We start from the raw sequence: 12591 nt of genomic DNA on the forward strand, positions 1-12591 counted from the left end.
CCCCAATGGCTTCACAAAGGTGAAGCCATGGGCCGTGCGATACCCGGCGGCGGGAACAGCCGCGCCAGTGACTGGTTCAGCGCATCGGAGCCATAGGGCTTCACGAGCACCAGGGTGCGGGCATCGGGCACGACCCCTTCGACCCCCGCGTGGCCGGTGGCGTAGACGGCGGCGAGATCGGCCTGGCGCTCGCGTGCCGTGGCCACCAGCTCCACGCCCGACATACCCGGCAGGTTCACGTCGCTGATCAGTACGTCGATGGTTTCCTGGCCCAGGATGGCGAGCGCGCGGTCGGCGTCGCCCGCCTCGAACACCTCGTGGCCGCGCAGCTGGAGCATTTCGGCAACGGTGGTGCGGACGAGCCAGTCGTCCTCGACGACGAGGACGCGCACCACGCGAATGGGCGGGGGCGTGGGCAGCGCGGGCGCGGCCACGACGGTCTCGGGGTTGCCGGCGTTGCGCTGCGCCTGGGTGGACAACATCTGGCGCAGCTTCCTGGCCAGGGTTTCGCGGGTATACGGCTTGCTCAGCAGCTCCACGCCTTCGTCCAGGCGGCCGCCGTGCACGATGGAGTTCTCGGTGTAGCCGGATGTGAACAGGACGGCGATGCCCGGCAGGCGTTCGCGGGCCTTGCGCGCCAGTTCCGGGCTCTTCAGCGCGCCGGGCATCACCACGTCGGTGAACAGCAGGTCGATGGGGATCCCGCTTTCGATGATCGAGAGCGCGCTGTGCGCGTCACGCGCCTTCAGCACGCGGTAGCCTAGGTCGGCCAGCATCGCGACGACGGTCTCGCGCACGGCTTCGTCGTCCTCCGCCACCAGCACGGTTTCACTGCCGCCCGTGACCGGGCCGCTGTCGACGTCCACGATGATGTCTTCGGATTGCGTGGTGCGCGGCAGGTAGAGCTTCACCGTGGTGCCGTGGCCCGGCTCGCTGTAGAGCTTGATATGGCCGCCGGATTGCTTCACGAAGCCGTAGACCATCGACAGGCCCAGGCCGGTGCCCTGGCCTTCGGGCTTGGTGGTGAAGAAGGGCTCGAACACCTTTTCCATGATGCCGGGCTCGATGCCGTGGCCGGTATCGGTGACGGCCAGCAGCACGTACTGGCCGGCGGCCACGTCGTCCAGCGCATCGACGTAGTTCGCATCGAGGTAGGCATTGCCCGCCTCGATGGTGAGGCGGCCCTGGCCGTCCATCGCATCGCGCGCGTTGAGGGCGAGGTTGAGCAAGGCGTTTTCGACATTGCCCGGGTCGACCAGCGTGTTCCACAGGCCGCCGGCGATGACGGTCTCGACCTCGATGCCCTCGCCTAACGTGCGGCGGAGCAGGTCGTCCATGTTGCGCACGAACCGCCCGACGTTCACCACCTTGGGCGCCAGCGGCTGGCGGCGGCCGAACGCGAGCAGCTGCGCCGCGAGCTTCGACCCGCGGGCCACGCCGGCCATGGCATTGCGCACCCGGCGTTCGCCGCGCTCGTTGCCCTGCACGTCTTCGACGAGCAGCTGCAGGTTGCCGCTGATCACCTGCAGCAGGTTGTTGAAATCGTGCGCCACGCCGCCGGTGAGGTTGCCGATGGCCTCCATCTTCTGGCTCTGGCGCAGGGCATCCTGCGTGCGCAGTAGCTCGGCCGTGCGCTGGTTGACGCGGTCCTGCAGCGTCAGCGCCTGGTTGGCGAGCGCCAGCTCGGCCACCTTGCGGTCGGTGATGTCCATGGCGATGCCGATGAAGCGGTGGCGGGTACCTTCGCCATGTTGCGCGACCTCGCCCCGGCGGGCGATCCAGCGCGTGTCGCCGCTCGCCGGGTCGACGACGCGGTACTCGGCGTATTCCACCGGGTTCTCGCGGTCCATGGCGGGCGTGGCAAGCGCGCGATCGTCGGGGTGCACGCGCGCCAGCACCATGGCATCGGTGACCATGCCTTCCGTGGGCAGGCCGCTGATGCGGCGGTACGCCTCGGATACCTCGAGCCGCCCCGTTTCAGGGAACCATTCGAACGTGCCCACGCCACCGGCGTGCTGGGCGATGCGCAGGCGCTGCTCCATCTCCACGCGGCGGGTGGTGTCCTTGATCAGGAAGAACACGCCGGTGGCGTTGCCATCCTCGTCCACGAGCGGGCTGTAGTCGATGTGGAGCCAAGTGTCCTCGGGCTCGCCCGTGCGGTTGAGCACCACGTGCACGTCGCGATACGACAGGGTGCCGCCGGCAAGCACGGTATCGAGCACGTTGCGGTTGAACTCGGCGACCTCGGGCCACGCGTCGAGGATGGGGCGGCCCAGCACGTGCGGGTGGCGCAACCCGGCGATCTCGCGATAGGCGTCGTTGTAGAGGACGACGCCGTCGCGGCCCTGGAACAGCCCCATCGGCGCGGTGGAGCGAAGCAGGGTGGCCAGCGCGTGGCGCAGGGCCGGCCCCCAGCTCTCCATGGGCCCCAGCGAGGTGGCGGCCCAGTCGAGTTCGTTGATCCGGCGAGCCATCTCGCTGTCGCGGGGAAGGAACCAGCGTGATGCTTGCGGCGGGACGCTCATGCGGCGGGCCTGCGGACCTTGGGACGAAGCGACGATGGTAACCCGCAGGGCCGCTTACGTCGCGACGTGGCGCACCGCGTCGACCACGGCGTTGAGCATGTCGCAGTCGCCATCGCTGAGCACGTCGGCCATGACGGCCGCGACGGCGATGGCCGCGAAGCCCTTGCGCATCGCGCCGATGGCCGCCCCCATGTGGCCCAGCCGGCGGCCGAGGAAACGCCCCGCGCGCTCGAGGAACGAGAGCTTGCCCGCGATGCGCGCCACCTCGTCGACCACCTGCGGCGCGGCGCCGCGGGCTTCGTCGCGGATCAGCTCGGAGAGCGCATCCATGCGGCCGACGTAGTACCGGCCGACGCCCGAGGTGAACATGACCCAGTCACGCGCCTGCGCCTGCGCGAGGCTCATGATCTCGCACGGATCTTCCTCGAAGTCGATGAAGCCGACGCCCTGCTCGCCCACGATGATGTTGCGGGCGAAGGCCTGGCCGAGGTACCCGCCGTGGCGGTGCAGCTCGCCGATGGCGTGGGCCGTCTGCCGCACCAGGATGTCGGCATCGTTGGCGCTGGGCAGGCGCTTCAGGCGGTGGGCCAGCGTGGGGCCCATGTCGCTGAGGATGAGGCTGCGCGGGCCCTCGCCAAGGATGCGCGGCACCGGCGCGCCGCAGGCGCGGAGCGCCTCCAGGCGGCGCGATTCCACGCGCTTGGCGTCGTCGCCCGCATGGCGCGGCGGCGAGCGCAGGGCGTTGAGGTCGAGGCGCCGGGCCAGGCCGTTCCATAGCCGTACCAGCGTGGGGCGTAGCCAGTTATCGGGTTCGTAGCGCTTGAGCCAGGCGGTGCGACCACCAAGCGAGAATCGTTGGACCATGAGACTGCAGACTCCATGCGCGCCAGGTGCTCGTACGCCCCCGCAGTGCGGAGCGCCCGGAACGCCGAGAAAACCATCCTCCCGTAAGCTAATTGTAAGCTTCGGCGCAGGAAAACTCGATAGCCGCAGGTTCATGCCGGGCTTTTGGTAAAGATTCCATGGACTTGTGGCTTTGCCGATGGTCGTTGCTCCGAATCGGCAAACGTAGGTCCGGATGGCCAACGGGCCTATGTGCGTACCGCGTGAAGGGGTATCGTTGGCCCCGCCAGCCCTCCCCAACGACCGCGTTCCCACCGAGGCCGCGTGCATGCGAACGCCCCATCGCCCCCCGGTCATCGACATGCGTGGCGTCGGGAAGGTGTTCGTCGCCGGGGCCCTCGAGCTGCCTGTCCTCACCGATATCCACCTCACGGTGCACGAGGGCGAGTTCGTCGCCATCGCGGGCCCCTCGGGCTGCGGCAAGACCACCTTGCTTTCGCTGATGGGCCTGCTCGACACGCCCACGCATGGGCACATGCGCTTCCTTGGCGAGCCCGTGGTGGCCGCCGGGCGCCGCCAACGCGCCTTGCTGCGCAACGCCCATGTCGGCTTCGTGTTCCAGGCTTTCAACCTCGTGGCCGACATGAGCGTTGCCGCCAACGTCGCCCTGCCACTCGCCTTCCGCAAGGGCATCGGCCGCCGCGAGCGCGACGAGCGCGTGGCGGCGGCGCTGGCCAGCGTCGGCATGAGCCACCGCATGCGCCATTTCCCGGGCCAGCTTTCGGGTGGCCAGCAGCAGCGCGTGGCCGTGGCGCGCGCCATCGTGGGGGAGCCGGCGGTCATACTCGCCGACGAGCCGACCGGCAACCTCGACCTGGAGAACGGCGAGCGGGTCATGGCCCTGCTTGGACGCCTGAACGCGGCGGGCACCACCCTTTGCATGGTGACGCACGACGACCGTTTCAGCGCGGCGGCCGATCGCATCGTGCGCCTGCTCGATGGCCGTGTCGTGGACGAGGCCACGTTCCAGGAGCGCCAGCGCGAGGCCGGTAGCGGCCTCGACGAGCGCCGCGCCATGGAAGCCCTGCTATGAGCCCGCACCACGGATTCATCGCGGCCGGCACGGCCACGCTGGCGCTGGCCACGGCCATGTTCTTCGCCACGTTCACCCTGGTCGATGCCATCCTGCTCGCACCGCCACCGTTCGCGAACCCCGCGCAGGTGGTGCTCTATGGGCAGATGCCCGGCGCCGCGCCGCGCCGGGGCATGTCCACCGCCCTCTACGACATGGTCGGCATGCCGCCCATGCTGCTGTCGCGCGGGCTGGCGGCAGCCACGACGCGGGCCAGCGCCAGCGCCCAGGGCCACGCCGCACTGCTGGCCGTCCAGCGAGTGGACGCGGGCTACCTGCCAACGCTGGGTGTCGCCCCGGCCGATGGCGTGCTCACGTTCGGCGAGGATGGCGAAGACGTCGTCGTGCTGTCGTGGCGACTGTGGCAAGCATGGTTCGGCGGCGAGCGCGTTGCCGGCCAGGCGATCATGGTGGACGGGCGCGCGTTTCCGGTGGCGGGCGTGCTGCCGCAGGCGTTCCGCGTCTTCGACGATGTGGACATCTTTCTACCCCTGCGGCCGGTGGCCGGTGGCGGGCAGGGCACGATGGCGAACGGCATAGCCGTGGGCCGTCTCGCGCCGGGTGCCTCGGCCAGCGCGTTTGGCGCCGTCGTGCGTGGTATCGCCGCGGCACATGCCAGCGCGCTGGGCATGCCCGCCGACGCGGTCGCATCCGTCGGCGCCACGCCCATCGAGGAGGCGGTGCGTGGCTATGCGGCGCCCACACTCTGGCAGTTCCTGCGCGCCTCGCTGCTGGTGATGGCCACCGCTTGCGCGAACCTGGCCAACCTGCTGCTCGCGCAGGGTTGGCGCCGCGGGCGGGAAACCGCCATGCGCACGGCGTTCGGTGCGCCGCCCTGGCGCGCCGCCATGCCGGTGGCGTGCGATGCGGCGATCGTCGGCGTGGCGGGCACGGTCGCTGCGCTTTTACTCGGTAACCTGTTGCTCGGTGTGCTGCGCGACAGCCTGCCACGCTACTGGTTGCCGGATGCCGGCACGATCCGCGCCAGCGCACATGTCTACGTGGCCACGGTCGGACTGGCCGTAGTGGTCACGATGGTCGCCGCCGTCGTCGGCGCGTGGCTTGCGGGGGGCGACCGGCTTCTGCGGGAACACATGGGCGCCGCCGGGGCGCGGCCGCACGGCCGCGTGGCACAGCGCGTGCGCGGCGCCATGGTGCAGTGGCAGCTGGCGCTGGCGACGATCCTGGCCGCGTTCTGCGCCGTGCAGTTCGTGCATGCGTCGGGCGCATGGCGCCCGCCTCCCGGCATGCCCGTGGAAGGCATCGCGCTGGCGCGGTTCCATCCCGACGCCGGCCACTTCGACACCGTGCCGCGCATCGCGGCCCTCGCCAACGCGCTGGCGCGCGATGCCTCGCAGCGCGATGGCGCCAGCGCGGCTGGCGTCACCACCCAACTACCGACCGGCCCTCGGTTCGTCGTGGCCTTCCCCGGCATCGCGGGCGCCCCCATCGAGGTACGGCTCGCCCTGCAGACCCCCGGTGTGCGCGCTGCGATGGGGCTGCATCTGCTCGCGGGGCGCGACATCGACGCGGGGGATACCGCGGGGAGTGAACCGGTGGCCGTGGTGAACGAAGCATTCATCGCCACCGTGCAGGGTGCCGGGCTGGGCACTGTGGTCGAGAAAATGTCGCGCGGCCTGGGCAGCCGGCCGTTGCGCATCGTCGGCATCGTGGCCAACGACCGTGCCGCGGGCGATACCGAGGCGACGCGCCCCGCGGCGATCGTGCCGTTCGCGCAGTTGCCGGCCAGGGAATTCTCGGCGTACCGCGGGTTGCTGGCCTATTTCATCGTGGCCAGGTTGGGCGACGAAGCCCAGGCCGTCGGTCACGACACGGGCGCCAGCCTGCGTCGCATCGCGCCGTGGCTGGTGGCCGAACCTTCGACCATGGCACGCGCGTGGCACGACGCTGCTGCGGGTGCGCGCCGCGATGCGTGGCAGGCGCTGTTGCTCGCGGCGCTGGCCACCGGCCTCGCCACGCTTGGATTCCATTCGGCGCTGGGCGTGCAGCTGGCCGCGCGCCAGCGCGACCTGGCGCTCGCGGCGGCGCTGGGCGCATCGCCCTGGCAGCTGTGCACGTTCGGCGTGCTGCGCGGCGGCGCCGGTGCGGTCCCTGGCATCGCCGCGGGCGCGGCCCTCGTCGTCGCATCGCCCCTGCCCTGGAGCGCCCCCGCGGTGGCGACGGCAGGGGCGGGCATGCTCGTGCTGTGCATCCTCGCGGCGCTGCCCGCGCTCCACCGCGCGGCGGCGGCCGAACCCTGGCGCGTCGTGCGCGAGGCCTGACGGAACATGCCCATGGCCTTGCCCGACACCACGCGCCCGCCGGTACTCATCGTCGACGACGATCCCGACGTGCGCCTGTCGCTTGGCATGCTGCTACGGGGCGAAGGCGTTGCCTCGATCGAGGCGGCGTCGCCTGGCCAGGCCTGCGAGATCGCCGCGCGCGAGCCCCTGTCATGCGTGCTGGTCGACATGAATTTCGCCGCGGACACCACATCGGGGCACGAGGGCCTCGAACTCGTTGGCCGCCTTGGCGAACTCGCGCCTGGCGTGCCGTTGGTGGTGATGACGGCATGGGCGAGCATCGACCTCGCCGTGCAGGCCATGCAGCGCGGCGCCGCGGATTTCGTCGAGAAACCCTGGGCACGGCCGCGCCTGTTGCGAAGCGTTTGGACGCAGTTGCAGATGTACGACATGCGCGAGGAAAACCGCCGCCTGCGCGCGGAGAACGCGCTCGCCCGCGGGCAGCCCGCCGCGTTGTGCGTTGCCGTGTCACCCGCGATGCGCCGCGTGCACGCGCTTGTCGAGCGCCTGGCGCATGGTAGTGCCCATGTGCTGCTGGTGGGCGAGAACGGCACGGGCAAGTCACTGCTGGCCCGGGAACTCCATGCACGCTCGGCGCGCGCGGACGGGCCGCTGATCCGCGTCGACATGGGCAGCTTGCCGGAGGCACGCTTCGACGCCACGTTGTTCGGCGGCGAGGGCGGCACGTTGCCGGGCAGTTTCGAGCTGGCCCACCAGGGCAGCCTGGTGCTGGAGGAGGTGTCGACCATACCGCTGCACCAGCAGGCCAAGCTGCTGCGCGTGCTCGAGGAAGGCGAGCTTGAACGCGGTGGCACGGGCCAGCTCCGGCGCGTGGACGTGCGCGTGCTTTCCACCACCAATGCCGATCTTGGCGCCATCGCGCGCACGGGGCGTTTCCGGCTCGACTTGCTGTACAGGCTCGACGCGATGCAGGTGCGCCTGCCACCGCTGCGCGAACGGCGCGATGACATCGCACCGCTCGCGCAGCACTTCCTGCTGGGCCACTGCCGTCGGCTGGGCCGTGACCCCACGCGCTTCACGCCGTCGGCGGTGGCCGCGCTGCGGGCGCATCACTGGCCAGGCAACATCCGCGAGCTCGAGCACGTGGTGGAGCATGCCGTCCTCACCGCGACGGGCAACGACATCGATGCCGATGCGCTTGCCGTGCGGCGTACCGACGCCGCGCTGGTGCTCGACCACCTCACGCTACCCGAGGCGGAGCAGCTACTGGTGCAGCAGGCGATGGAGCGGCACGGCAACCTGCAGCAGGCGGCCGAGGCCCTGGGTATTTCCCGCCAGGCGCTGTACCGCCGGCTTGGCAAGCAGCGGGGCAAAAGCTCCGCGGGTGGCGCGGAGTAGCCGGCATGGCCTACCGTCGGCAGCGCACCGCGTTGGCGCTCTGGCTGGCGGCAGTCATCCTGCCCATGCTCGTGGCAGGCGCGACGCTGGCCGTGGTGCCATCCGGCGGGCGCGCGGCCCGCGCGGCGCTGTTCGCCACGGCGTGCCTTGGCTCGCTCCTGGCCGCCTGGGCCGGGTCACGCCTTGTCATGGCGTCGATCGTTACCGTGGCCGACCTCCTCAGCGCGCTGCGCGAAGGCGACTTCGGCATGCGTGGCCATGCCAGCCGTGGGCGGGATGTGTTCGGGCTCATCGCCGCCGCCAACCACCTCTCGGAAGACCTGCGCGAAAGCCGGCGGCGGCGCGTGGAAGCGGCACGCCTCCTCGGCAAGACGCTGGTGGCGCTGCATAGCCCCATCCTTGTCATCGACGACCAGGGCCTCGTGCGCCTGATCAACCCGGCGGCACGCGCCCTTGCCGGCATCGACCGGGCACCGGCCGTGGGCAGGCCACCGGCGGCGATCGGCCTGGCGCCGCTGGTGGAGGCGAGCGACGGTGTCATCCTCGCGCATGCGTTCCCCGGCGCCAGCGGCCGCTGGGCCGTTCGCCGCGCGTCATGGCATAGCGGCGGCCGTGGGCACACCCTGGTGATGCTGCACGACCTGCACGCCGCCCTGAACGACGAGGAGCACCGTGCCTGGCAGCGGCTCATCCGCGTGCTCAGCCATGAACTGAACAACTCACTGGCCCCCATCGAATCACTCGCCGATACCTTGTCGGTGATGCTTGCGCGGCATGGCATGCGGATGCCCGAAGACGACCTGCGCATCGGCCTCGATGCGATCGCGCGGCGCTCGGCGGCGCTGGCGCGTTTTGTTGGTGGCTATGGCCGGCTGGCCCGCCTGCCCCCCATCGATCCCCACCCGTTCCGGCTCGATGGCCTGCTTACGCGCATCGTGCCGCTCGAGCAGCGCGTGCCGGTGGTGCTCGAACCGGGCCACCCCGTGGTCGTCGATGGCGACGAAGGCCAGCTCGAGCTGGCCTTCACCAACCTGCTGCGTAACGCCGCCGACGCGGTGCTGAGGGCGGCGGGCGGCGTGCGGGTCGCCTGGGTCGTCGAAGGTGGGCAGGTGGTCGTGCACATCGTCGACGACGGCATCGGCCTGCCAAAGACGGATTCGCTGTTCGTGCCGTTCTTCACCACCAAGCCCGAGGGATCAGGCATCGGCCTCAGCCTGGTCCGGCTCGTGGTCGAGGCGCACGGCGGGTCGGTCACGCTCGTCGACCGCACGGACCGCACGGGTGCCATCGCCAGCGTGCGGCTCGCCACGGCCTGATCCCGGCTGCCCGGTATCGATGCAACCGTGTCCGGAAACGGACAGTCGCGGCGACCGGAAACGGGCGGCCCGGCGCGAACGGCACGCCGGCATGCACGTAACGCGCGTTTCGTGGCCCGGCGCCATTGAGCGGCGGGGGCCGCGCGGCCTAGTGTCGCGCCGCGCCCCGGACTTCCCGCGTGGCGCCCGCATCGCCAGGGAGTACAGCCATGCATCCGATCCTCGCCCTACAGTCACTGGAACCCGAGCTGCAGCATGGGGCCATCACCATTGAAACCGAGACCACGCTCAGCACGGCCAGCTACACGGCGTGCATCGAACGGCTCGCCGATCCCGGCGACGCGTAAGGAGCGTAGGGAAGCGAAGGTGGCCACGCCGGCGTCCGGGCCGGCGTGGCCACCGGGTGGGCCAATGACGATGGGGCAGGCGCATGGAGCGTTACAGGGAACTATTGCCTTACACGGCGGTGGATCGTGAGTTCTTCGAGCCGTATGCGCGCCACGTGGTGGTGCGCGACGACTTCGAGGCGGTGGTGCGGCGCCAGCTGCCCCCTGGGTGGACCTTGCAGCGTGCCGGCGTGTGGATGCACGCGCGGCCCCCCTCGGCACGGCTGCCCGTGCAGGGCTGGAAGATCCACGTCTCGTCCGTCGCCGCCACGGCGCGCATCGTGCTCGCGATCGCCACGGCGATCCTCGTGGCCAGCGGCACGGCGTTCAAGTTCGCCGCCGACCTGCAGTTGCTGGCGGCGATCAACGGCAAGCGCTGGCCCCGTGGTGGCTCGGGGAAATTCATCACCGTATACCCGGAGGACCTGCGCGCTTTCCGTCGCCTGCTCGACGACCTCGCGGCCGCGCTGACGGGCTACGCCGGGCCGCACGTGCTCACCGATCGCCGCCACCCTGATTGCCCGGTGGTGTCGTACCGCTACGGCGGCATCGCGGGGGAACACCACGTCGACGCCAGTGGGCGTCGCGAATACCTGCTACGCCGGCCCGACGGCGGCATGCAGCCCGACGACCGCGCGCCGCGCTACACCGTTCCCGAGTGGCTCACCGATCCGTTGGGCGCGGAAGGCGCGGCGGCCGGTGATGCGATGCCGCTGCTGGGTGCCGGCCGTTTCCGGCCGCTGAAAGCCCTGGCGTTCTCGGCGGCGGGCGGCGTCTACATCGCCGACGACCTGTTCGAGGGGCGCCGTGTCGTGATCAAGGAGGCGCGGCCGCATATCGGTGCCGCGGAGCCGGCGACGGCTAGCCTGCGCAAGGAGTTCCGGCTGCTCCGCCGGCTGGCGCCGCTGGACGTGGCGCCACGCCCCATCGCGCATTTCCGCGAATGGGAGCACAGCTTCCTCGCCGAGGAACTACTCGAAGGCGAGACGCTGCGCGGCTGGCTGGCGCGGCGCTACCCGTGGCTGCGTGCCGGGGCCACTCGGATGGACGTGGCCCGGTACTTCGACGAGGTGGGTGGCGTCTTCGCCAGCTTCGCCGCGACCCTCGCACGCGTGCACGCCGCGGGTGTCTCCATCGGCGACCTTTCGTTCCACAACTGCATCGTCGAGGCGTCGGGCCGCGTCCGGCTGATCGACCTCGAGACCGCGGTGGAAGATGGCCTGGACAAGGTGGCCGACGCGTGGACCCCGGGCTTCGCACCCAAGGGCGCGCAACGCGGCACCCATGCCGAAGCCATGGCGGCGGACCGCTATGCGTTCGGCGCGAACCTGTTCGCGGCCTGCCTGCCCGCCAATGCGCTGCAGCCCCTCGATGCCAGCGCCATCCCACGTTTCCTTCGCCAGTACGTCGATGACCTCGGTTACCCGCAGGCGTACGCGGATACGGTATCGGCACTCATGCACGACCGGCCCGAGCGCCGCCCCGACCCGGTCGCGGCCATGGCGGCCTTGCGCGACGCCATCGGCCGCATGCCGCGCGATGGCTGGCCCACGCCGCATCGCGTCGCGCCGCCCGCTGGCGTCGATGGCATGGCAGACCGGCTGTTCGCCTATATCGACACACAAGCACGCTCACCCAGGAAGGACCGCTTCGTGCCTGCCGGTCCCCAGGTCTTTGAAACGCACCCGCATGGCGTGGCCCATGGCGCCGCTGGCATCCTTCATGCGTACCTGCGGGCGGGGCGCACCGTGCCGGCGAACCTGCTGGCATGGCTCACCGCGGGCGTGCAAGCGGGCGGTGGCCGCGGCGCCGGGCTGATGGGTGGTGACGCCGGCATCGCATGGGTATTGCTCGAGGCGGGGGAAACATCGCTGGCCAACGCGTTGCTGGCGGCGGCACCGCTCGATGGTGCGGTCGCGCAGCACGCGGGCCTGCACGATGGCACGGCGGGGTGGGGCCTGGCACGGCTGAAAGCGTGGCATGCGCTGGGTGCCGCGGCCGCGCTGGCCGACGCCACGCTCGCCGGGGACAGCTTGCTGGCGTGCGCCGTGCATGTCGACGGTGCGCTGTGCTGGCCCGATGGCGCACGCCAGCCACTGGGCCTGGCGGCGGGCGCCAGTGGCATCGCGCTTTTCCTCTTGCACCTGCACCTGGCCACCGACGACGAACGCTATCTTGCAGCGGCGCGGGCCGCCCTGGACTTCGACCTGGGCCAGGGCATGCCCAACGCGCATGGCACGCTATCGTGGCCGGCCTGGGTGGGCGGCCCCACGTTGCTGCCGTACCTGCGCCAGGGCACGGCCGGCGTGCTGGCCGTCGCGGCGCGCATGCATGCCTGCACGGGCGACGAGCGCTACCGCGATGCCGTGCTCGCCGCGGATGCCGACCTGTGCCGCAGGCATGCCATCAGCCCAGGCCTCTTCGATGGCCTGGCCGGCCTTGGCGAGACCTTGCTCGACCTCGCCACGTTCTTGCCGGGTGATGCGGCACGTTACCGCGACGAGGCGATGCGCGTGGCGTGCGGCATCGAACCCTTCCTGCTGCCGCGCGGCGAGGCGCTGGCGATGCCGGGCGCGGAGCTGGCCCGGATCAGTTGCGATTTCGCCACGGGCAACGCGGGCGCGGGCGCCTTCCTCGACCGCCTTGCCCACGGGGGGCATGCCTCGTTCATGCTGGACGAAGCGCTGCACGCCGCCGCGCAGGCGCGTTGCGAGGCGGCATGAGGGC

At 71.1% G+C, this 12591-nt stretch carries 8 protein-coding genes; 6 read left to right on the forward strand and 2 right to left on the reverse strand.

Features of this window, described 5'->3' with window-relative positions; translation table 11 throughout:
• Positions 1-11: 11 nt before the first annotated feature.
• Together VI08_RS07325 and VI08_RS07330 are read right to left on the reverse strand one after the other, a co-directional pair.
• Positions 12-2525: a response regulator gene (locus tag VI08_RS07325; protein ID WP_045828886.1), complete on the reverse strand. Its 2514-nt coding sequence runs from the start codon at positions 2523-2525 to the stop codon at positions 12-14.
• A 54-nt stretch (positions 2526-2579) separates the two neighbouring features.
• On the reverse strand, positions 2580-3389 hold the full coding sequence (locus VI08_RS07330) for a hypothetical protein (protein ID WP_045828887.1): 810 nt from the start codon (positions 3387-3389) through the stop codon (positions 2580-2582).
• Between the two features lie 307 nt (positions 3390-3696).
• Between VI08_RS07330 and VI08_RS07335 the strand changes: the two genes are divergently transcribed.
• From VI08_RS07335 to lanKC, 6 genes are all read left to right on the forward strand, one after another.
• A complete protein-coding gene (locus VI08_RS07335; protein WP_045828888.1) occupies positions 3697-4461 on the forward strand; it encodes an ABC transporter ATP-binding protein in 765 nt (254 codons plus the stop codon).
• Entirely contained in the window at positions 4458-6782 is a 2325-nt protein-coding gene (locus tag VI08_RS07340) for an ABC transporter permease (RefSeq protein ID WP_045828889.1), read from the forward strand. The genes VI08_RS07335 and VI08_RS07340 overlap by 4 nt, the downstream gene beginning before the upstream one ends.
• Before the next feature lie 12 nt (positions 6783-6794).
• A complete protein-coding gene (locus tag VI08_RS07345) occupies positions 6795-8162 on the forward strand; it encodes a sigma-54-dependent transcriptional regulator (RefSeq protein WP_052697747.1) in 1368 nt (455 codons plus the stop codon).
• Between the two features lie 5 nt (positions 8163-8167).
• On the forward strand, positions 8168-9478 hold the full coding sequence (locus VI08_RS07350; RefSeq protein ID WP_052697748.1) for a sensor histidine kinase: 1311 nt from the start codon (positions 8168-8170) through the stop codon (positions 9476-9478).
• 209 nt (positions 9479-9687) lie between these two features.
• Entirely contained in the window at positions 9688-9825 is a 138-nt protein-coding gene (locus VI08_RS21680; protein ID WP_157006436.1) for a hypothetical protein, read from the forward strand.
• An 83-nt stretch (positions 9826-9908) separates the two neighbouring features.
• On the forward strand, positions 9909-12587 hold the full coding sequence (lanKC, locus tag VI08_RS07355; RefSeq protein WP_084621349.1) for a class III lanthionine synthetase LanKC: 2679 nt from the start codon (positions 9909-9911) through the stop codon (positions 12585-12587).
• Positions 12588-12591: the final 4 nt, after the last annotated feature.

This window comes from Luteibacter yeojuensis (assembly GCF_000964085.1).
Lineage (GTDB): Bacteria > Pseudomonadota > Gammaproteobacteria > Xanthomonadales > Rhodanobacteraceae > Luteibacter > Luteibacter yeojuensis_A.

Bases quoted from the DNA above. Each gene is read 5' to 3' on its own strand.
- VI08_RS07325 (WP_045828886.1), bottom strand. From the start codon at position 2,525: ATGAGCGTCCCGCCGCAAGCATCACGCTGGTTCCTTCCCCGCGACAGC.
- VI08_RS07330 (WP_045828887.1), bottom strand. From the start codon at position 3,389: ATGGTCCAACGATTCTCGCTTGGTGGTCGCACCGCCTGGCTCAAGCGC.
- VI08_RS07335 (WP_045828888.1), top strand. From the start codon at position 3,697: ATGCGAACGCCCCATCGCCCCCCGGTCATCGACATGCGTGGCGTCGGG.
- VI08_RS07340 (WP_045828889.1), top strand. From the start codon at position 4,458: ATGAGCCCGCACCACGGATTCATCGCGGCCGGCACGGCCACGCTGGCG.
- VI08_RS07345 (WP_052697747.1), top strand. From the start codon at position 6,795: ATGGCCTTGCCCGACACCACGCGCCCGCCGGTACTCATCGTCGACGAC.
- VI08_RS07350 (WP_052697748.1), top strand. From the start codon at position 8,168: ATGGCCTACCGTCGGCAGCGCACCGCGTTGGCGCTCTGGCTGGCGGCA.
- VI08_RS21680 (WP_157006436.1), top strand. From the start codon at position 9,688: ATGCATCCGATCCTCGCCCTACAGTCACTGGAACCCGAGCTGCAGCAT.
- lanKC (WP_084621349.1), top strand. From the start codon at position 9,909: ATGGAGCGTTACAGGGAACTATTGCCTTACACGGCGGTGGATCGTGAG.